This is a genomic window from Stutzerimonas kunmingensis (assembly GCF_900114065.1).
Classification (GTDB): Bacteria; Pseudomonadota; Gammaproteobacteria; order Pseudomonadales; family Pseudomonadaceae; genus Stutzerimonas; species Stutzerimonas kunmingensis.
Genome location: NZ_FORS01000003.1, coordinates 1 through 19879, shown reverse-complemented (window position 1 = coordinate 19879; position 19879 = coordinate 1). Strand labels below are relative to the sequence as shown.

Below are 19879 nucleotides of genomic sequence, written 5' to 3'. Positions count from 1 at the left end.
CTTAGCAGCGGCTTTTGACTTTATTCCATAAGTGCATCACAAACGCATATGGCCATTCTGAACATCCTTGAATTTCCCGATCCGCGGCTGCGCACCATCGCCAAACCGGTGGATGTGGTCGATGACGAGATCCGTCAGCTGATCGACGACATGTTCGAGACCATGTACGAGGCTCCGGGCATCGGCCTGGCCGCGACGCAGGTCAATGTGCACAAGCGCGTGGTGGTGATGGACCTGTCCGAAGACCGGTCCGAGCCGCGAGTCTTCATCAATCCCGAATTCGAATCGCTGACCGACGAGATGGACCAGTACCAGGAAGGCTGCCTGTCGGTACCGGGCTTCTACGAGAACGTCGACCGTCCGCAGAAAGTGCGGATCAAGGCGCTGGATCGTGACGGCAAACCCTACGAGATGGTCGCCGAAGGCCTGCTCGCGGTGTGCATCCAGCACGAATGCGATCACCTCAACGGCAAACTGTTTGTCGACTATCTCTCCAGCCTCAAGCGCGACCGGATCAAGAAGAAGCTGGAAAAGATCCATCGCCAGCAGGCTTGATCATTCCCGAATCCCGAAGGCTTGCTACGCAAGCCTTTTTTGTTAGCGAGCCCTCATGACCCAGCCCTTGCGCATCGTTTTCGCCGGCACCCCGGAATTCGCCGCTCAGCATTTGCAAGCCCTGCTCGACGCAGGCAAATCGATCGTTGCCGTCTACACCCAGCCGGATCGCCCCGCAGGCCGCGGCCAGAAGCTGATGCCCAGCCCGGTCAAGCAGCTCGCCGTGCAGCACGACATTCCGGTATTCCAGCCGCAGACGCTGCGTGACCCGGCGGCGCAGACGGAATTGGCGGACCTGCAGGCGGACCTGATGGTGGTGGTCGCCTACGGCCTGATCCTGCCGCAGGCGGTGCTCGACCTGCCGCGCCTGGGCTGCATCAACAGCCATGCCTCGCTGCTGCCGCGCTGGCGTGGTGCCGCGCCGATCCAGCGCGCGATCGAGGCTGGAGACAGCGAATCCGGCGTCACTGTGATGCAGATGGAAGCAGGCCTGGACACCGGCCCGATGCTGCTCAAGGTCAGCACTCCGATCAGTGACGAAGACACCGGCGGCACGCTGCACGACCGTCTCGCCACACTTGGATCGCAGGCGGTGGTGCAAGCCGTCGACGCCCTGGCTGACGGCACGCTCGCAGGGCAAGTGCAGGACGACAGCCTCGCCACCTATGCCCACAAGCTGAGCAAGGACGAGGCGCGCATCGACTGGACCCGCCCGGCCGTCGAGCTGGAGCGGCTGATCCGCGCCTTCCATCCCTGGCCAATCTGTCACAGCACGCTGGCCGGCGAAGCATTGAAGATCCACGCGGCCCGCCTCGGCGAAGGGCAGGGCGAGCCGGGTCGAATCCTCGAAGCGAGCAAGGAAGGGCTGACAGTTGCCTGCGGTGAAGGCGCCCTGTCGCTGACTCGCCTGCAGCTACCGGGGGGCAAGCCGCTCGGTTTCGGCGATCTGTACAACAGCCGCCGCGAGCAGTTCGCGCCCGGCCTGGTACTCGGTCAATGAACCCGCGGCTGGCCGCCGCCCGCGCGCTGAGCGCCGTGCTCTCCGGCAAGGCTTCGCTGGGCAGCAGCCTGCCGGAGGTTCTGGGCAAGGTCGACGCCCGTGATCGCGGCCTGACCCAGGAGCTGGCGTTCGGCACTGCGCGCTGGCAGCCACGCCTGGCCGGCCTGGCCGACAAGCTCTTGCAGAAGCCGTTCAAGGCTGCCGATCGCGATGTCGAAGCCCTTCTGCTGGTCGGTCTGTATCAGCTGTTCCATACCCGCATCCCGGCCCATGCCGCCATCGGCGAAACCGTCGGCTGCGTCGACAAGCTGAAGAAGCCCTGGGCCAAGGGCCTGCTCAACGCCGTGCTGCGCCGCGCCCAGCGTGAGGGCGAAGCGATGCTAGCGGAGCTGGAACACGACCCGGTGATTCGCGTTGCCCATCCGCGCTGGCTGCAGAAGGCGCTCAAGGCGCATTGGCCCGAACATTGGGAAGCCATCTGCGCGGCCAATAATGCCCATCCGCCGATGATGTTGCGGGTCAATCGCCGCCAGGTCAGCCGCGACGCCTATCTGGCTGAGTTGCAGGCCGCTGGAATCGACGCCCATCCGTGCGAGTTCAGTGAGGACGGCATTCGCCTGGTTGCGCCGTGCGACGTACATCAGCTGCCGGGCTTTGCCGAAGGACGGGTCAGCGTGCAGGACGAAGCCGCACAGCTGGCCGCCTCGCTGCTCGACCTGGCGCCGGGACAGCGCGTGCTGGACGCCTGCTGCGCACCAGGTGGCAAGACCTGTCACCTGCTCGAACGCGAGCCGCAATTGGCCGGGCTGATTGCGCTGGATCTGGAACCCAAGCGTCTGGTGCGAGTTCGGGAAAACCTCGAGCGTCTGCATTTACAGGCCGAACTGGTCGCCGACGACGCCCGCGCCACCGAACGCTGGTGGGATGGCAAGCCGTTCCAGCGCATCCTGCTCGACGCACCCTGTTCGGCCACCGGCGTGATCCGCCGCCATCCGGACATCAAGCTGACGCGCCAGGCCGATGACATCGCCCCCCTTGCCGCGCTGCAGGGCGAGATGCTCGATGCGCTGTGGCCGACCCTGGACGTCGGCGGCATCCTGCTCTATGCCACCTGCTCGGTGCTGCCGACCGAGAACCGCGAGGTGATCGGCGCCTTCCTCGAACGCACGCCCGGCGCGCGCGAACTGGACCTCCCGGGCGGCTTCGGCCTGCAGCAGCCGCATGGTCGCCAGCTGCTGCCGCAGGAGAGCGGCCACGACGGCTTCTACTATGCCAAGCTGATCAAGATCGCAGCTCAACCGCGTGGCCATCATCAGTAAGCCGAACCCGGGCCGGCCAGGCTCGACCCCAACATGGACGCGGCAGCGGATGGCTGCCGCTCAGGAGTGACCGCGTGAAGATCATCATCCTCGGTGCCGGTCAGGTCGGCGGCACCCTCGCCGAACACCTCGCCAGCGAAGCCAACGACATCACCGTGGTCGACACCGACGGCGACCGCCTGCGCGATCTCGGTGATCGCCTGGACATCCGCACCATCCAGGGCCGCGGCTCGTTTCCGACGGTGCTGCGCCAGGCCGGCGCAGACGACGCCGACATGCTGGTGGCGGTGACCAACAGCGACGAGACCAACATGGTCGCCTGCCAGGTCGCTTACACCCTGTTCCATACGCCGACCAAGATCGCCCGCGTGCGCGAAGCGGCCTACCTGGTGCGCTCCGGTCTGTTCGCCAACGAGGCGATTCCGGTCGACGTGCTGATCAGCCCGGAACAGGTGGTCACCAACTACATCAAGCGCCTGATCGAACATCCCGGCTCGCTGCAGGTAATCGACTTCGCCGAAGGCAAGGCGCAGCTGGTGGCGGTGCGCGCCTACTACGGCGGGCCGCTGGTCGGCCAAGAGCTGCGCCAACTGCGCCGCCACATGCCCAACGTCGATACCCGTGTGGCCGCCATCTTCCGTCGCAACCAGGCCATCCTGCCCCGTGGCGACACGGTGATCGAGGCCGATGACGAGGTATTCTTCATCGCCGCCAGGGGCCATATCCGCGCGGTGATGAGCGAAATGCGCCGGCTCGACGAGAACTACAAGCGCATCGTCATCGCCGGTGGCGGCCACATCGGCGAGCGGCTGGCCGAAGCGATCGAGAGCCGTTACCAGGTGAAGATCATCGAGATGAACCCGGCGCGCTGTCGCTACCTGTCGGACACGCTGGACAGCACGATCATCCTGCAGGGCAGCGCTTCCGACCGCGACCTGCTGGTCGAGGAGAACATCAGCGAGGCGGACGTGTTCCTCGCGCTGACCAACGACGACGAGGCCAACATCATGTCGTCGCTGCTGGCCAAGCGGCTGGGCGCGCGCAAGGTGATGTGCATCATCAACAACCCGGCCTACGTCGATCTGGTTCAGGGTGGCGAGATCGACATCGCCATCAGCCCGCAGCTCGCCACCATCGGTACCCTGCTGACCCACGTACGCCGCGGCGACATCGTCAGCGCCCACTCGCTGCGCCGTGGCGCGGCCGAAGCCATCGAGGTGATCGCCCACGGCGATCCGCGTTCGAGCAAGGTGATCGGGCGCCCCATCGAGCAGATCGCGCTGCCCCCGGGTACCACCATCGGCGCGGTGATTCGCGACGACCAGGTGTTGATCGCCCATGACGACACACGGATCGAGTCCGGCGATCACGTCATCCTGTTCCTCGTCGACAAGAAGCACATTCGCGACGTCGAGCGCCTGTTCCAGGCCGGCCTGACCTTCTTCTAGCGATCATTGCGACTGCATGGACGGCCCGCCACTCGGCGGGCCGTTTCGTTTTTTCAATTACCTACGACTGCCAGCCCGATCAGCTGAAATAGACGGCATTCCCACCGATCGGCTCCATTCGATCCCGATGCCCTCCGATTTCCATTTTATGGCCAGCTTTTGTACCCTCCTGGCTTGCCGCCTGTGCGGCCTGACGATTGAGCCAAGCTATCGTCGCTCGGTTTCACCGCACCATTCGTCGTCAGAAGAGTCCCTAAATGAGCTCGAGCAATTGCCCCTCCTAGACAAATAACGATCCGATTCCTCGGGTCTCTACAAGGAACAGGAGAAACTCCATGAGGAACAGCACCATCCCGACACGCTCCCGCCGGCTGCTGATCGGCTGCGCCGCCCTGGCCAGCATCGGTTTCGCAAGCCTGACCCAGGCCGATACCCTGGAAGACATCAAGGACAGCAGCAGCGTCCGCATCGGCTACGCCAATGAAACCCCCTTCGCCTACACCGCTCTCGACGGCAGTGTCACCGGCGAATCGCCAGAGATCGTGCGCAAGGTGTTCGAGCGCATGCAGATCGACACCATCAAACCGGTACTCACCGAGTGGGGCTCGCTGATCCCCGGCCTGCGCGCCGGGCGCTTCGACCTCATCGCAGCGGGCATGTACATCACCCCTGAACGCTGCAAGCAGGTGCTGTTCACCGATCCGCACTACCGCCTGCTCGACACCCTGCTGGTGGCCGAAGGCAACCCGAAGAACCTGCGCAGCTACGAAGACATCGCCAACAACCCAGACGTGAAGATCGCCATCATGTCCGGCACGGTGAACCTCGGTTATGCGCGCAAGGCCGGCATCAAGGATTCGCAGATTCTGCAGGTCCCGGATACCACCTCGCAGCTGCAGGCCGTGCGCGGTGGTCGCGCCGATGCCGCCATCGGCACCCAGCTGACCATGAAGGGGCTGGCGGACAAGGCCGGTGACGATGTCGAGGCCATCGCCGACTTCAAGGACGATCCAGCCCGTGCCGGTTATGGCGCGCTGGCTTTCCGTCCGCAGGACAAGGCGCTGCGTGACGCGGTCAATGCCGAGCTCAAGCAGTGGCTGGGCAGCGAGGAGCATCTGAAGACCATCGAGCCATTCGGCTTCGATCGCTCCAACATCACCGACAAGACTGCCGCCGAGCTCTGCGGCGCCTGAAGCCCGCCGGGGCGGCTGGTTGGCGCCGCCGACCGCTGTCCCGCCTGTGAACGCTGACCAAGGCTGCGCCGCTGTTTGCGCAGCCTCGCTCAGCGCTCCGGAAAACCGGATAGCGCCATCATGATCGAACTGCTTCCTCTGCTGCTGCAGGGTGCCTGGGTCACCGTGAAGGTGACCTTCTTCGGCTCCCTGCTGGCCATCGCCTGCGCGCTGATCGCCGCGCTGGCGCGGCTTTCGCCGGTGGCGCCGTTGCGCTGGCTTGCCATCACCTACATCGAGGTCTTCCGCGGCTCGTCGCTGCTGGTGCAGCTGTTCTGGCTGTACTTCGTGCTGCCGATGCCACCGTTCAATGTCGAAATGAGTGCCTTCGCCGTGGCAGTGGTCGGCCTGGGCCTGAACATCGGCGCATATGGGGCCGAGGTACTGCGCGGCGCGATCCGCTCGGTACACCAGGGCCAGCACGAAGCCTGTCAGGCGCTGAACATGACGCCGCTGACACGCATGCGCCGAATCATCCTGCCGCAGGCGTTGCTCGCGGCAATTCCGCCCGGCACCAACCTGCTGATCGAGTTGCTGAAGAACACTTCGCTGGTGTCCCTGATCACCCTGTCAGATCTGGCCTTCCGCGCCCGCCAGCTGGATCAGGCGACGCTGATGACCATGGAGATCTTCGGCCTGGCGCTGGTGATCTACTTCGTCCTGGCCCAGGCGATCAACTTCGGCATGCGCCAGCTGGAACGCCGGCTGGCCCGCGGGCGGATGCGCGGAGGCCTGTCATGAATTTCTTCGACTGGCAGTTCGCCCGCGAGATCCTGCCGCGCCTGCTGGATGCCTCGCTGACCACCATCGGCATCGCCCTGGCCGGTTTCGCCATTGCCGTGGTGCTCGGTTTGTTCCTCGCTATTGGCCGTCGCAGCCGCCTGCGCTGGCTATCCTGGCCGATCACCGGGCTGATCGAGTTCATCCGCAGCACACCGCTGCTGATTCAGGTGTACTTCCTGTTCTACGTCTTCCCCAACTACGGCCTCAACCTCAGCGCCATGCAGGCAGGCATCATCGGCATCGCCCTGCATTACGCCTGCTACACCGCCGAGGTGTACCGCGCCGGCCTGGACGCGGTACCCCGATCGCAATGGGAAGCCGTCACCGCACTGAACATGAAGCCCTGGACCGCCTACCGCGACGTAATCCTGCCGCAGGCGTTGCGTCCGGTGCTGCCGGCGCTGGGCAACTACCTGATCTCGATCCTCAAGGACACCCCGGTGCTGTCGGCGATCACCGTGGTGGAAATCATGCAGCGAGCCAAGAACATCGGCTCCGAGAGTTTCCGCTATCTGGAGCCGATCACCATGGTCGGCCTGTTCTTTCTCATTCTCAGCCTCGGCCTCGCCTGGTGCGTGCGCCGTCTGGAAAACCGCATGGAGCTGGCCCGATGAATACGCCGATGCAGTCCACGGACACCCTGAACCCGACGCCGCAACAACCGGAGCAGGCGCAACCTTTGGTGCGCTTCGCCGGCGTGACCAAGCGCTACGGTGAACTGACCGTGCTCGACGGGCTCGACCTGCAGATCGAGGAAGGCGAGAAGGTCGCGATCATCGGCCCCAGCGGCTCGGGCAAATCCACCCTGTTGCGGGTGCTGATGACCCTGGAAGGCATTGACGAAGGCGTGATCGAGGTCGACGGCGAGCCGCTGACGCACATGCCCGACGCCAGCGGCCAGTTGGTCCCGGCCAATGCCCGTCACCTGCGACGGGTGCGTGGCAAGGTCGGCATGGTGTTCCAGAGCTTCAACCTGTTCCCCCATATGAACGCCTTGCACAACGTCATGGAAGCGCCGGTCCAGGTGCTCGGCCTGAGCAAGGCCGAAGCCCGCGAACGCGCCGAAGAACTGCTGGCCATGGTCGGCCTGGAAGACAAGCTCGAACACTTCCCGGCGCAACTCTCCGGCGGTCAGCAACAGCGCGTGGCGATTGCCCGCGCACTGGCGATGCGGCCGAAGGTGATGCTGTTCGACGAAGTGACCTCGGCGCTGGACCCGGAGCTCTGCGGCGAAGTGCTCAATGTCATCCGCCGCCTCGGCGAGGCGCACAACCTGACGATGCTGATGGTGACCCACCAGATGGGCTTTGCCCGTGAGTTCGCCGATCGGGTGTGCTTCTTCCATCAGGGCCGGATTCACGAACAGGGCAGCCCGGACGAGCTGTTCAACAACCCGCGCGAGGAACGCACCCGGGAGTTTCTCAGCGCGGTCAACGAGGCCCACTGAGCCGCTTGCAACCCAGCCCACACGAAGACGGCGAAAGCCCCGCATCAGCTAAGACCAATGGCGTATGCTGCCGCTATTGCCCGGCGGCGGCGATGCACTAAAGTGAGAAAACGCCCCGGAGCGCTGCACCGAAAAGGTCTTCAAGATGCTCGAATCGCTGGAAAAGATGCTGTCCCAAGGCATGGACAATCCGATGCTACGTTTCGGCCTCGGCAAGGGCTACATGGATGCCGGGCAGCCGGGGCGGGCGGCAGAGCACCTGCGCCGCTGCGTCGAACTCGATCCGAAATACTCCGCTGCCTGGAAACTGCTGGGCAAGGCGCTGCAGGCCGATGGCGACAAGCCCGGCGCCCATCAGGCGTGGGAGCGCGGAATCGCCGCGGCGAACGCCCAGGGCGACAAGCAGGCGGAAAAGGAAATGACCGTATTCCTGCGCCGGCTCGACCGGCTGACGCCCGACTGAACCGGCGCGCCGCGGCCAGCGGTCAGGTTTCGTGCACGAACTGCAGGCCGACCCCTTCGGCATCCACCCGCATCACCACCATTCGCAGTTCCGGCGCCGGAATCGGCAGGTCCTGGACCTGGCCGGTCACCTCGTCGCCGGGATGCAGCACCACCAGCTCCGGATGCCGGACGTAGACGCCACCATCGGATAGATCACGGGTCTGCGCGAAGACTTCGCCAAAGGCCGGATGCGCAATGCGGATGCGGCACTTCATGTTGGTACGCGGATGCTGTCTCTGGTTTTGCATGCGCTCGTCCCTGTTGTTGTTTGAGCCTGATCAGTACCAGCGCTTCTCGCCGGCGGGGCGTTTCTTGAAGCGCTTCATGGTCCACATGTACTGGCTGGGATAGGCGCGCACATACTTCTCGATCATTGCGCTCATCGCCGCTACGCCAGTTTCCGCATCTTCGCTGTACATCCCTTCGTGCGCGGCCTCGAGGACGACTTTGTAGCCCGAACCGTCCTCCAGACGCAACGCATGAAGGAACACCCCAACCGCCTTGCCACCGGCGAGCATGCCGGGCACGAACTTGCTGGTCAGCGCCTGGGTGGCGAAGAAGGGCACGAAGATGCCACTGCCTTCGCTCGGCTCGGGGTCCGCCGGAATACCGACCGCACCACCACGCCGAACCTCCTTGATGACGCTGAGAATGCCTTCCCTGGTCGAGGGCGCGACGCGATTGCCCAGCTGCACACGCTGCTGGCGCAGCAGATCGTCCACCGCCTTCAGTTTCGGCGGTCGGTAGAAGATGATCGGCTTGCATTGCGCGCAGTAGAAATGATTGAGCACTTCCCAATTGCCCAGGTGACTGGTGATGCCGACCACGCCCTTGCCCGAGGCCAGCGCCGCTTGCAGCACGTCCAGGCCGTCGACTTCGCGGACCAGTTTCAGGGTCTTTTCTGCCGGCCAGATCCAGGCGCAGGCGCTTTCGGTGAAGGTCATGCCGGTTTCACGCAGGGTGCGCCCGAGCAGGGCGTCGAGTTCCGCCGGGCTCAGCTCGGGGAAGCACTTGTGCAGGTTGATTCGCGCGACGTCCCGCGAGCGGTTCGGCAGCTTCCACATCAGCCAGCCGATCATCGAGCCCAGGCCCTGGACCATGCGCCAGGGCAGTCGAGCGAACAGTCGCAGGGAGCCGACGACGATGGCACCTTTGAGCTTTTCCACACCGCACTCCGAAATTTTCAGGTTGCCTAGTCTACCTGCAACCGTCGCCAGCTTTCAGGCGCAGCGGCGGCAACGACGCACATCCTGGCAGCGCAACCATGCAGCGTTTCAAGCATCGCCGGCCAGCTCGGCGTGGCGCTCGCAATCGGTCAGGTGGTCCATGACCATGCCGCAGGCCTGCATGTAGGCGTAGCAGATGGTCGGGCCGACGAAGCTGAAACCGGCCTTCTTCAGCGCGCGGCTCATCGCCTCGGCCTCGGGGGAGACCGGCGGCACCTGATCGATGCCCTCGAAGCGGTTGATCTTCGGCTCGCCGCCGACGAACGACCAGACGAAACCCACCGGATCCTCCAGCTGCAACCAGGCGCGGGCATTCTGCCGCGCCGCCTTGAGCTTGAGACGGTTGCGGATGATGCCGGGGTCCAGCATGCGCTCGTCGATCTCGGCATCGCTCATGCGCGCCAGGCGCTCGGCATCGAAACCGAACAACACCTGCCGGTAGCGCTCGCGCTTGCGCAACACGGTGATCCAGGAGAGTCCGGCCTGAAAGGCTTCGAGCAAGAGGAATTCGAACAGTACCTGCGGATCGCGGGCCGGTACGCCCCATTCACGATCGTGGTAGTCGATGTACAGCGGGTCCGTGCCGCACCAGGCGCAACGTGGCATGTGGTCTCCTTGCGCAGGCCTCGTCCGATGGCCGAAACCATCGCAAGCGCGACCATGCGGGGGGTATACTTCGAGGCTTTCTGTCGAAGCCCAGCACAGGTGAAATTTTGAGCCAGACTACGCCTGCCGTGCGCACCTTCCAAGACCTGATCCTCGCCCTGCAAAGCTACTGGGCCGAGCAGGGTTGCGTGGTCCTGCAGCCCTATGACATGGAAATGGGCGCCGGTACATTCCACACCGCCACCTTCCTGCGCGCCATTGGTCCCGAGACCTGGAACGCCGCCTATGTTCAGCCTTCGCGCCGCCCCGCCGATGGCCGCTACGGCGAGAACCCCAACCGCCTGCAGCACTATTATCAATTCCAGGTGGTGCTCAAGCCCAACCCGGACAACATCCAGGACCTGTACCTGGAGTCGCTGCGCCGCATCGGCGTCGACACCTCGGTGCACGACGTACGCTTCGTCGAGGACAACTGGGAATCGCCGACCCTCGGTGCTTGGGGCCTGGGCTGGGAGGTCTGGCTCAACGGCATGGAAGTCACTCAGTTCACCTACTTCCAGCAGGTCGGCGGCGTCGAGTGCTATCCGGTCACCGGCGAGATCACCTACGGTCTCGAGCGCCTGGCCATGTACCTACAGGGCGTCGACTCGGTCTACGACCTGATCTGGGCCGATGGTCCGTTCGGCACCGTGACCTACGGCGATGTGTTCCACCAGAACGAGGTGGAGCAGTCGACCTACAACTTCGAGCACGCCAACGTGCCGAAGCTGTTCGAACTCTTCGATTTCTACGAGAGCGAGGCCAATCGTCTGATGGCTGCCGAACTGCCGCTGCCGGCCTACGAGATGGTGGTCAAGGCCTCGCACACCTTCAACCTGCTCGATGCCCGTCGCGCCATTTCGGTCACCGCGCGCCAGCAGTACATCCTGCGCGTGCGCAGCCTGGCGCGTTCGATCGCCCAGAGCTACCTGCTGGCCCGGGCCAAACTCGGCTTCCCCATGGCCACCCCCGAACTGCGTGACGAAGTGCTGGCCAAGCTGGAGGCTGCAGAATGAGTGCACTGGATTTTCTCGTCGAACTGGGTACCGAAGAACTCCCACCGAAGGCGCTCGCCAAGCTGGCCGAAGCCTTCTGCGCCGGTATCGAGAAGGGCCTGAAGGACGCCGGCCTGGGCTTCGTCAAGACGCAGGCCTATGCTGCGCCGCGTCGCCTGGCCGTGCTGGTCGAACAGCTGGCGACCCAGCAGCCCGATCGCAGCATCAACCTCGACGGCCCGCCGATGCAGGCCGCCTTCGACGCTAACGGCGAGCCGACCCAGGCCGCCCTGGGCTTTGCCCGCAAGTGCGGCGTCGACCTCGCCGAGATCGATCGCAGCGGGCCGAAGCTCAAGTTCAGCCGTACCATCGAAGGCCAACCGGCTGCCGAACTGCTGCCGGGTATCGTCGCGACCTCGCTGAACGATCTGCCGATCCCCAAGCGCATGCGCTGGGCCGCACGCAAGGAAGAGTTCGTCCGTCCGACCCAGTGGCTGGTGATGCTCTTCGGCGAGCAGGTCATCGATTGCGAGATCCTCGCCCAGCGCGCCGGGCGCGAATCCCGCGGCCACCGCTTCCACAGCCCGGGCCAGGTGCATATTTCCAAGCCTTCCAGCTATCTGGAAGACCTGCGTGGCGCCCATGTGATCGCCGACTTCGCCGAGCGCCGCGAGCTGATCGCCAAGCGCGTCGAGCAGCTGGCTGCCGAGCAGAACGGTACGGCCATCGTGCCGCCGGCGCTGCTCGATGAAGTGACCGCGCTGGTCGAGTGGCCGGTGCCGCTGGTCTGCTCGTTCGAGGAACGCTTCCTCGAAGTGCCGCAGGAAGCGCTGATCACCACCATGCAGGACAACCAGAAGTACTTCTGCCTGCTGGACGCCAACGGCAGGCTGCTGCCGCGCTTCATCACCGTGGCGAATATCGAATCGAAGGACCCGGCGCAGATCGTTTCCGGCAACGAGAAAGTCGTACGCCCGCGCCTGACCGACGCCGAGTTCTTCTTCAAGCAGGACAAGAAGCAGAAGCTCGACAGCTTCAACGAACGCCTGAAAAACGTGGTATTCCAGGCCCAGCTCGGCACCGTGTACGACAAGGCCGAGCGCGTCTCGCGCCTGGCCGGGCTGATCGCCGAGCGTACCGGCGGCGACAAGCAGCGCGCCGCGCGCGCCGGCCTGCTCTGTAAGTGCGACCTGGCCACCGAGATGGTTGGCGAGTTTCCGGAAATGCAGGGCGTTGCCGGTTACTACTACGCGCTCAACGACGGCGAGCCGGAAGACGTGGCGCTGGCGCTGAACGAGCAGTACATGCCGCGCGGTGCCGGCGGCGAGCTGCCGAGCACACTCACTGGCGCAGCTGTGGCCGTGGCGGACAAGCTCGATACCCTGGTCGGGATCTTCGGCATCGGCATGCTGCCGACCGGCTCCAAGGACCCCTACGCCCTGCGCCGCGCCGCCCTTGGCGTACTGCGCATCCTCATCGAGAAGCAGCTGGACCTGAATCTGGTCGAGGCAGTGAACTTCGCCATCGGCCAGTTCGGTACGCAGGTCAAGTCGGCCGGCCTCGCCGATCAGGTCCTGGAGTTCATCTTCGATCGCCTGCGTGCGCGCTACGAGGACGAGGGCGTCGACGTCGCTGCCTACCTCTCGGTGCGTGCCGTGCAGCCTGGTTCGGCGCTGGACTTCGACCAGCGCGTGCAGGCCGTGCAGGCGTTCCGCACATTGCCGGAAGCGGCGTCCCTGGCTGCCGCCAACAAGCGCGTCTCCAACCTGCTGAGCAAGTTCGATGCGAAGCTGCCGGAAGCGGTAGAGCCACGCTGGTTCGACAACGCCACCGAGTTCTCGCTGTACTCGGCGATTCAGCAGGCTGAGCAGGCGGTACAACCGTTGGCCGCCGCGCGTCAGTACCGCGAAGCGCTGGAGCGTTTGGCGCACCTGCGTGGCCCGGTGGATGCGTTCTTCGAGGCGGTGCTGGTAAATGCCGAAGACGCTTCGGTACGTGCCAACCGTTATGCCTTGCTGGCCCGGCTGAGAGGACTGTTCCTTGGCGTTGCCGATATTTCCGCACTTGGCTAAGCCCGTGAAGCTGATCGTGCTGGACCGCGACGGGGTAATCAACGAGGACTCCGACGAGTACGTGAAGTCGCTGGAGGAGTGGATCCCCATTCCCGGGTCGCTGGAAGCCATCGCGCGTCTGTGCAAAGCCGGCTGGACGGTGGCGGTTGCCACCAACCAGTCCGGTGTCGCGCGCGGCAAGTTCGATCTGAGCACCCTCGGCGACATGCATTTCAAGATGCAGCAGCTGGTGATGGAGCAGGGCGGGCGCATCGACCTGATCGTGCACTGCCCACACGGCCCGGACGACGGCTGCAACTGCCGTAAGCCGAAGCCTGGAATGTTCCGCAGCATCGCCGAGCATTTCGGCCTGGCGGACCTGAAGGGTGTACCGGTGGTAGGCGACAGTCACCGCGATCTGCACGCCGGCATGCTGCTCGGCGGCGTGCCTTATCTGGTCAGGACCGGCAAAGGCCTGCGTACCCTGGAGGGTACTCTGCCGCCGAGCACTCAGGTCTTCGATGACCTTGCCGCTGTTGTCGATCATCTACTCGAGAGTTCTCGATGAGCCTCCTGTTACCCGTTCGTATCGCCCTGTTCTACTTCATGCTGGCGTTCACCGCGTTCGCCTGGTGCCTGGTGAGCCTTGTATTCGCCCCGTTCATGGCGTTCCGCGCGCGCTATCGCTTCGTGGTACAGAACTGGTGTCGCTGCGCCGTGTGGTTGGGCAAGACGCTGGTTGGCCTGCGCTACGAGGTGCATGGCGCGGAGAATGTGCCGGCGCGTCCCTGCGTGATCCTGGCCAAGCACCAGAGCACCTGGGAAACCTTCTTTCTCTCGGCCTATTTCGAGCCGCTGACTCAGGTGCTCAAGCGTGAGTTGTTGCGGGTGCCGTTCTTCGGCTGGGCGATCATGCTGCTCAAGCCGATCGCCATTGATCGCGACAACCCCAAGGCGGCGCTGCGCCAGGTCGCCAAGCAGGGTCACGAGCGTCTGGAGCAGGGCGCCTGGGTGCTGATCTTCCCGGAAGGCACCCGCGTACCAGTGGGTGAGCAGGGCAAGTTCTCCCGCAGCGGCGCGGCCTTGGCAGTCAACGCCGGTCTGCCAGTGCTGCCCATCGCGCACAACGCCGGCATGTTCTGGCCGAAGGCCGGTTGGGGCAAGCGTCCCGGCACTATCCAGGTGGTGATCGGCCCAGCCATGTTCGCCGACAGCGAGAGCCCGCGGGCCATCGCCGAGCTCAATCAACGCGCCGAAGATTGGATCAACGCGCAAGTCAGCCAGCTCGAAGCTCAGGGTCGCCCGACCCTCTGATCACTACGCTGAGGCAGGGCAGGGACGCGGCCTCAGCTTCACGAGTCCCCTATGCAGCAAATACCCAACCACCAGCTGGTCGCAGAATGGCTGCGCCTGCTGGACGGCTATCCTACCGAAGCGGCTATCGCACTGCAGGCCGTTGCCGAAGAAAAGAGCGCCGAGCTGGCCGAGCATTTCTATTCCCAGATGCTTGCCGATCCCCATTCGGCCAGCTTCCTGTCCCACGATCAGGTGAAGAACCGCCTCGGCAAATCGATGCAGAAGTGGATCGTCACGGTATGTTCGTCGACGGCCCATAGCGACCTCGACGCCGTCATCGACCTGCAGCGAAAGGTCGGCGACATCCACGCCCGCATCGAGATTCCGGTCAGCCTGGTGCTGCGCGGCTCCCGCTCGCTCAAGGGCCGCCTGCGCCAGTTGCTGGAACAGCGCGATCTCGCCGAGCCAGTGCGACGCAAAGCGGCCCGCATGGGTTCCGACCTGATCGACCTGGCGGTGGAGATCATCTGCTTCGCCTATTCCCAGTCTCATGATCGCAACTCCCGCGCCGAGGAGGCCTATCGGCTGTTCTCCGTCTCGCAGAACATCGGCGTCGAAAAAGAGCGACAGCGCGCGGCACTGCTCGATTGGGAGAATCAGCTGATGTTCGACCTGGCGATCGGCAATCTGACCGGCGCGCTGCCGCAGCTGGCGGGTTCCGAGTTCGGCCTTTGGTTCCGCCACAAGGCCTCCCACGCGTTCCAGGGTTCGCCGGAAAGCGCCAGTATCCTCGACTATATCGAGCGCATCGATCAGGAGCTCAAAGCCATTGGCGGGCTGCAGGACGCCAGTGCGCGGCTGGGCAAGCTGCATCAGATCCGCGAGCAGACCCGCTCGATCAAGTTTCTGCTCGACAGCCTGTTCGAACAGGCCAACGACCTGGAGGCCGGCCGAGACGTGCTGACGCGGCTACTCAACCGCAAGTTCCTGCCGGTGGTGATGGCCAAGGAAGTGCTTTACGCGCGCCAGTCGAACAACACCTTCGGCGTGCTCGCCATCGATGTCGACCACTTCAAGCGCATCAACGACACCCATGGCCATGACGGCGGTGACCAGATTCTGCAGCAGGTCGGTGCGCTGCTGGCCAGCAACACCCGCGGTGGCGACTATGCGTTCCGCCTGGGCGGCGAAGAGTTCCTGCTGGTACTAGTGGACATAGATGCCAACAAGGCGTTTGCCGCGGCAGAGAAGTTGCGCGAGCGCATCGCCCGTGAGCAGTTCCGTCTATCCAATGGAGCAGTTCTGCAGGTCACCGTCAGCATCGGTATGGCAGTGCATGACGGCCATCCGGATTACGAACGTCTGCTGCAACAAGCCGATCAGGCGCTGTATCAGGCAAAACACGAAGGGCGCAATCGCTGCGTGCTTCACAGTCCGGCGCTCGCCTAGCAAACGGCACGCAATGAAAAAGGGGAGCAGCTCCCCTTATTTATTGCGCTTCGATTCAGGCCGGCGCGGACGACCGGATCAGGTGATCGAAGGCGCTCAGCGAGGCCTTGGCGCCTTCACCGACGGCGATCACGATCTGCTTGTACGGCACCGTGGTCACGTCACCGGCGGCGAACACGCCGGGGATGCTGGTCTGGCCCTTGGCGTCGACGATGATCTCGCCGAAGCGTGACAGCTCCAGGGTGCCCTTGAGCCATTCGCTGTTGGGCAGCAGGCCGATCTGCACGAAGATGCCTTCCAGCTCGACGCTGTGCATTTCTTCGCTGCTGCGGTCCTTGTAGACCAGGCCGGTGACCTTCTGGCCGTCGCCCTGGACCTCGGTGGTCTGCGCCATCTTCAGCACGCGGACGTTGGGCAGGCTGTTGAGCTTGCGCTGCAGCACCGCATCGGCACGCAGCTCTTCGCCAAACTCGAGCAGGGTCACATGAGCGACGATGCCGGCCAGGTCGATGGCCGCCTCCACGCCGGAGTTGCCACCGCCGATCACCGCCACGCGCTTGCCCTTGAACAGCGGGCCGTCGCAGTGCGGGCAGTAGGCGACGCCACGGCCGCGGTATTCCTGCTCGCCGGGCACGTTCATTTCGCGCCAGCGCGCGCCGGTGGCGAGGATCAGGGTCTTGGCCTTGAGCTCGCCGCCGTTCTCGAACTGCACGCGGTGCAGGCCGTCTTCGCCGGCCGGGATCAACTGGCTGGCGCGCTGCAGGTTCATGATGTCGACCTCGTACTCGCGCACATGCTCTTCCAGCGCGCGGGCCAGTTTCGGGCCTTCGGTTTCCTTCACTGAGATGAAGTTCTCGATGGCCATGGTGTCGAGCACCTGACCGCCGAAGCGCTCCGCGGCGACACCGGTGCGGATGCCCTTGCGCGCTGCGTAGATGGCCGCTGCGGCGCCGGCGGGACCGCCGCCGACCACCAGCACGTCGAAGGCATCCTTGGCCTTGAGCTTCTCGGCGTCACGGGCGCTGGAGCCGGTGTCGAGCTTGGCGAGGATCTCTTCCTCACTCATGCGACCCTGGGTGAACAGCTCGCCGTTGAGGTAGATGCTCGGCACCGACATGATCTGACGGGCTTCGACTTCGTCCTGGAACAGCGCGCCGTCGATGGCGACGTGCTTGATGTTCGGGTTGAGCACGGCCATCAGGTTCAGCGCCTGGACCACGTCCGGGCAGTTCTGGCAGGACAGCGAGAAGTAGGTTTCGAAGCTGTAGTCGCCATCCAGCGCCCTGATCTGCTCGATTACTTCCGGTGCAGTCTTCGACGGATGACCGCCGACCTGCAGCAGGGCCAGCACCAGCGAGGTGAATTCGTGGCCCATGGGGATGCCGGCAAAACGCAGGCTGATGTTGCCGCCGATGCGGTTGAGCGAGAACGACGGCTTGCGTGCATCGTCACCGTCGGTCTTGAGGGTGATCTTGTCGCTGAGACCGGCGATGTCCTGCAACAGGCTCAGCATTTCCCGGGATTTCTCGCCGTCATCGAGGGACGCGACGATCTCGAAGGGCTGGGTGACCTTCTCCAGGTAGGCTTTCAACTGGGTCTTGAGATTGGTGTCCAACATTGGCAACTGTCCTCGTAACTATGGTGGCCCGGAGGGCTCGGTAAAGTGATGAATCTCGAATGAAGCAACCTTACGCCGGAAAGGGACTATTTCGAAATTGATTAAAACAGTCAGTTCGATTTAGAAAGCCTATCCCTAAAAACAAAAACCCCGACCTTGTGAGTCGGGGTTCTGTTTTGTTGCCTTGGTCTGGAACGGCGGCGGCGGTGTCGACGGGCGATAAAGGCGACATTCGTCACCCTATAAAAATCAATGACTTACGTTAAAAATGGGCACCATTATTGGCATGTTTGAGCCAGATAAAGTGGCATTTTCCGTCGAAATGGCCGGAATAAATGGCATTTTCCGTATGCCCTCACAGGAGAGCACTACAAACCAAGGTAACCGCCACCTGGCGCGGGTCGGTATGGATTGACACCGTGTCAATGAAACTCAGCTTAGGGAGGACGGCAAATTGATGGAAGCCCCGTCCGTCGCAGGTTTCAGGGCTATCCTTCCCTTGAGCCTACACCCCAAAGCTGAGGCAGCCGCACGCTGCGAAAGCTTGAAGCATGCCCAGGCTGCTGACTATGGGTGGCTGATACGGCTAAAAAGCTCCTGAGCTGTATCCCTGGCTCTCGAATCATCTAAAGCGCTCAGCGATTCAAGCTGAAGCCCCTCGTCCCCAGCGACGTAAAGTGGCCCGCCTTGGTCATCGTCGTACTCCTGGCCTGTATACAGACCGCCATCGTGGTATGCCCGCAGCGTACTCTTGCGCAGGTCGCTTCCCAGATGCTCGGCAAGGTAAATCCAGACCCAGTTCTGGAATAGATTGCCCCGGTCATCTTCATCGATCAGATCGCGCATTGCATCGACGTCACCATGCAGAGCGGCCTGATGATTCCAATGCCTTGCAGTGTCCTCATCACCGGCGCCCTGAGCCAACCAGGCTAATGAGCGCATCGCCTCCATATGACCTAAGCCTGCGGCCTCCTTGTACCAATGCTCAGCTTGCCCATGGTCGCCTCGATGCTCAGCACGCTGCGCCTTATCAAGAGCAATATCCAACCTGGCATCTGCCCATCCCAGGCGCGCAGCCTCATTCAAATGAAGTACCTCCCGCTCGGCATTGAGCAGCTGAGTCTTATAGGCCGTCGCCCATTCGAGCCGCACCCCATCAAGATCACGGCCCTGCTCCATAAGTGAATACCAATAAGCGGAGCCCTCCTCTTCACTGAGGTCATCGCCTCTATATATAAGTGCCAAAGCATAGTGAGCTGCCGCGCTGCCCCTCGAAGCCAAACCGTTTAGGCCGTCAATCAACAACGCGATTTTTGCAGGGTCGAGAGATGGAGGCTGGTTGCCTGCTGACTCAGAGTCAGAGGCTTCATCCTCGACCTCCTCATCAATGTCATACCAGTCCTCGGGGTATGCCCAATAGCCTTGTTGAAGGGTATCTATAACCAACTCAACGGAGGCAACCCCCAGACACTGATCAGCAATCATGCTTAACAAGGCCGCACCAGCCGAGTCAGCAACCGACTCATAACCCAACTCGGCTAAACGACGATGAAGTGTTGCCAGTGAAGAGGCCACTGGCACTGGCGCACGCTCCATTACAGCCATGACGTGGCCCGCATCCAACGAAGCACGGGTATTGAACCCAAAGCTCGCTGCAAATAGCTCATAGATATGCGAGTGCCGAAATGACTGCTGGGTAGCAGACTCAAGCTGCTGCTTGGTGGCGTAAACGAGTTCTTTGATAGCCATGAAACCAATCCTCATCGCCTGACGTACGGAGCGAACGGCACACGTTTAAGCCCCGGACATCTAGGCTTGGAAGGGTTTCTCAGCAAGAGAGATATGGAACGAAGGATGTGAAAGCCTGTTTTAACTCGTGTGCAAGTTGGGCGGGCGCCTGCGACAGATTCTAGCTAGCAATCTGTCGCAAAGTCGAGCGCCGCGCCAGCCGATTCGCTAGGCACCATCTCACTTGCAGGATGTAGTGGTCTACTGATTCCGGACACCCATTTAGGGCGAGAATGCTCGCCATAGAGAGGTGTCTGATGACCAAGCAACGTCGTTCCTTTACGCCCGAGTTCAAACGAGAGGCCGCCTGCCTGGTGCTCGATCAGGGCTACAGCCATATCGAAGCAGCTCGTTCACTGGGAGTGGTTGAGTCGGCCCTGCGCCGATGGGTAAAACAGCTTCAAGAGGAGCGCGAGGGCGTTACCCCGAAGAGCAAAGCACTGACGCCCGAACAGCAGAAAATCCAGGAGCTGGAAGCCAGGAACGACCGACTGGAACGGGAGAAAGCGATCCTAAAAAAGGC

At 63.2% G+C, this 19879-nt stretch carries 20 protein-coding genes; 15 read left to right on the top strand and 5 right to left on the bottom strand.

The annotated features are described in order from the left end of the window. Positions 1–48 precede the first annotated feature (48 nt). The 9 genes from def to BM275_RS08125 all read left to right on the top strand — a co-directional run bounded on the left by def (position 49) and on the right by BM275_RS08125 (position 8247). Complete coding sequence (gene def / locus BM275_RS08165; RefSeq protein WP_014818507.1) at positions 49–555, top strand: peptide deformylase; 507 nt, start codon at positions 49–51, stop codon at positions 553–555. Between the two features lie 55 nt (positions 556–610). Next, a complete protein-coding gene (gene fmt, locus BM275_RS08160; RefSeq protein ID WP_090520553.1) occupies positions 611–1555 on the top strand; it encodes a methionyl-tRNA formyltransferase in 945 nt (314 codons plus the stop codon). Next, positions 1552–2874 (top strand): 16S rRNA (cytosine(967)-C(5))-methyltransferase RsmB, encoded by a 1323-nt coding sequence (rsmB, locus tag BM275_RS08155; RefSeq protein ID WP_090520551.1) that lies wholly within the window; start codon positions 1552–1554, stop codon positions 2872–2874. The genes fmt and rsmB overlap by 4 nt, the downstream gene beginning before the upstream one ends. 74 nt (positions 2875–2948) lie before the next feature. Next, a complete protein-coding gene (gene trkA / locus BM275_RS08150; protein WP_014818504.1) occupies positions 2949–4322 on the top strand; it encodes a Trk system potassium transporter TrkA in 1374 nt (457 codons plus the stop codon). Between the two features lie 335 nt (positions 4323–4657). Next, positions 4658–5515, top strand: coding sequence for an ectoine/hydroxyectoine ABC transporter substrate-binding protein EhuB (gene ehuB / locus BM275_RS08145; RefSeq protein WP_023446435.1), 858 nt, complete (start codon positions 4658–4660; stop codon positions 5513–5515). Between the two features lie 120 nt (positions 5516–5635). Then, entirely contained in the window at positions 5636–6295 is a 660-nt protein-coding gene (ehuC, locus tag BM275_RS08140; RefSeq protein ID WP_003284262.1) for an ectoine/hydroxyectoine ABC transporter permease subunit EhuC, read from the top strand. Next, entirely contained in the window at positions 6292–6951 is a 660-nt protein-coding gene (ehuD, locus tag BM275_RS08135) for an ectoine/hydroxyectoine ABC transporter permease subunit EhuD (RefSeq protein WP_008569079.1), read from the top strand. Before ehuC ends, ehuD begins: the two co-directional genes overlap by 4 nt. Beyond that, positions 6948–7784 carry an ectoine/hydroxyectoine ABC transporter ATP-binding protein EhuA gene (gene ehuA / locus BM275_RS08130; protein WP_090520548.1) on the top strand — a complete coding sequence of 279 codons (837 nt, stop codon included), beginning with the start codon at positions 6948–6950 and terminating at the stop codon, positions 7782–7784. The genes ehuD and ehuA overlap by 4 nt, the downstream gene beginning before the upstream one ends. Positions 7785–7929: 145 nt before the next feature. Continuing rightward, complete coding sequence (locus BM275_RS08125; RefSeq protein ID WP_014818499.1) at positions 7930–8247, top strand: tetratricopeptide repeat protein; 318 nt, start codon at positions 7930–7932, stop codon at positions 8245–8247. 22 nt (positions 8248–8269) lie between these two features. Here BM275_RS08125 and BM275_RS08120 read toward each other — a convergent pair whose 3' ends face one another. The 3 genes from BM275_RS08120 to BM275_RS08110 all read right to left on the bottom strand — a co-directional run bounded on the left by BM275_RS08120 (position 8270) and on the right by BM275_RS08110 (position 10120). Continuing rightward, positions 8270–8536 (bottom strand): PilZ domain-containing protein, encoded by a 267-nt coding sequence (locus BM275_RS08120; protein ID WP_014818498.1) that lies wholly within the window; start codon positions 8534–8536, stop codon positions 8270–8272. Between the two features lie 30 nt (positions 8537–8566). After that, positions 8567–9454 carry a lysophospholipid acyltransferase gene (locus tag BM275_RS08115; protein WP_090520545.1) on the bottom strand — a complete coding sequence of 296 codons (888 nt, stop codon included), beginning with the start codon at positions 9452–9454 and terminating at the stop codon, positions 8567–8569. 108 nt (positions 9455–9562) lie between these two features. Continuing rightward, positions 9563–10120, bottom strand: a complete 558-nt coding sequence (locus tag BM275_RS08110; protein WP_090520542.1) for a DNA-3-methyladenine glycosylase I — start codon at positions 10118–10120, stop codon at positions 9563–9565. A gap of 107 nt (positions 10121–10227) precedes the next feature. Between BM275_RS08110 and glyQ the strand changes: the two genes are divergently transcribed. The 5 genes from glyQ to BM275_RS08085 are packed head-to-tail and all read left to right on the top strand — an operon-like array spanning position 10228 to position 15950. After that, complete coding sequence (glyQ, locus tag BM275_RS08105; RefSeq protein ID WP_003284253.1) at positions 10228–11175, top strand: glycine--tRNA ligase subunit alpha; 948 nt, start codon at positions 10228–10230, stop codon at positions 11173–11175. Continuing rightward, the gene (gene glyS, locus BM275_RS08100) at positions 11172–13226 is read left to right on the top strand and encodes a glycine--tRNA ligase subunit beta (protein ID WP_090520538.1); all 2055 of its coding nucleotides are present in this window, start codon (positions 11172–11174) and stop codon (positions 13224–13226) included. Before glyQ ends, glyS begins: the two co-directional genes overlap by 4 nt. A 4-nt stretch (positions 13227–13230) precedes the next feature. Next, positions 13231–13773, top strand: a complete 543-nt coding sequence (gmhB, locus tag BM275_RS08095; protein ID WP_090520536.1) for a D-glycero-beta-D-manno-heptose 1,7-bisphosphate 7-phosphatase — start codon at positions 13231–13233, stop codon at positions 13771–13773. Next, entirely contained in the window at positions 13770–14519 is a 750-nt protein-coding gene (locus tag BM275_RS08090) for a lysophospholipid acyltransferase family protein (RefSeq protein ID WP_014818493.1), read from the top strand. Before gmhB ends, BM275_RS08090 begins: the two co-directional genes overlap by 4 nt. Before the next feature lie 51 nt (positions 14520–14570). Beyond that, positions 14571–15950: a GGDEF domain-containing protein gene (locus BM275_RS08085; protein WP_042925919.1), complete on the top strand. Its 1380-nt coding sequence runs from the start codon at positions 14571–14573 to the stop codon at positions 15948–15950. 55 nt (positions 15951–16005) lie between these two features. On the opposite strand, the gene ahpF is transcribed toward BM275_RS08085, so the two are convergent. After that, positions 16006–17568 carry an alkyl hydroperoxide reductase subunit F gene (gene ahpF / locus BM275_RS08080; RefSeq protein WP_090520534.1) on the bottom strand — a complete coding sequence of 521 codons (1563 nt, stop codon included), beginning with the start codon at positions 17566–17568 and terminating at the stop codon, positions 16006–16008. Between the two features lie 567 nt (positions 17569–18135). Continuing rightward, complete coding sequence (locus BM275_RS08075; RefSeq protein WP_090520530.1) at positions 18136–19317, bottom strand: SEL1-like repeat protein; 1182 nt, start codon at positions 19315–19317, stop codon at positions 18136–18138. Positions 19318–19613: 296 nt separating this feature from the next. Here BM275_RS08075 and BM275_RS08070 point away from each other — a divergent pair. Then, positions 19614–19879 (top strand): transposase (locus BM275_RS08070; RefSeq protein ID WP_139229573.1); only part of this gene is annotated, 266 nt, incomplete at its 3' end.

Bases quoted from the DNA above. Each gene is read 5' to 3' on its own strand.
- def (WP_014818507.1), top strand. From the start codon at position 49: ATGGCCATTCTGAACATCCTTGAATTTCCCGATCCGCGGCTGCGCACC.
- fmt (WP_090520553.1), top strand. From the start codon at position 611: ATGACCCAGCCCTTGCGCATCGTTTTCGCCGGCACCCCGGAATTCGCC.
- rsmB (WP_090520551.1), top strand. From the start codon at position 1,552: ATGAACCCGCGGCTGGCCGCCGCCCGCGCGCTGAGCGCCGTGCTCTCC.
- ehuB (WP_023446435.1), top strand. From the start codon at position 4,658: ATGAGGAACAGCACCATCCCGACACGCTCCCGCCGGCTGCTGATCGGC.
- ehuC (WP_003284262.1), top strand. From the start codon at position 5,636: ATGATCGAACTGCTTCCTCTGCTGCTGCAGGGTGCCTGGGTCACCGTG.
- ehuD (WP_008569079.1), top strand. From the start codon at position 6,292: ATGAATTTCTTCGACTGGCAGTTCGCCCGCGAGATCCTGCCGCGCCTG.
- ehuA (WP_090520548.1), top strand. From the start codon at position 6,948: ATGAATACGCCGATGCAGTCCACGGACACCCTGAACCCGACGCCGCAA.
- BM275_RS08125 (WP_014818499.1), top strand. From the start codon at position 7,930: ATGCTCGAATCGCTGGAAAAGATGCTGTCCCAAGGCATGGACAATCCG.
- BM275_RS08120 (WP_014818498.1), bottom strand. From the start codon at position 8,536: ATGCAAAACCAGAGACAGCATCCGCGTACCAACATGAAGTGCCGCATC.
- BM275_RS08110 (WP_090520542.1), bottom strand. From the start codon at position 10,120: ATGCCACGTTGCGCCTGGTGCGGCACGGACCCGCTGTACATCGACTAC.
- glyS (WP_090520538.1), top strand. From the start codon at position 11,172: ATGAGTGCACTGGATTTTCTCGTCGAACTGGGTACCGAAGAACTCCCA.
- BM275_RS08090 (WP_014818493.1), top strand. From the start codon at position 13,770: ATGAGCCTCCTGTTACCCGTTCGTATCGCCCTGTTCTACTTCATGCTG.
- BM275_RS08085 (WP_042925919.1), top strand. From the start codon at position 14,571: ATGCAGCAAATACCCAACCACCAGCTGGTCGCAGAATGGCTGCGCCTG.
- ahpF (WP_090520534.1), bottom strand. From the start codon at position 17,568: ATGTTGGACACCAATCTCAAGACCCAGTTGAAAGCCTACCTGGAGAAG.
- BM275_RS08075 (WP_090520530.1), bottom strand. From the start codon at position 19,317: ATGGCTATCAAAGAACTCGTTTACGCCACCAAGCAGCAGCTTGAGTCT.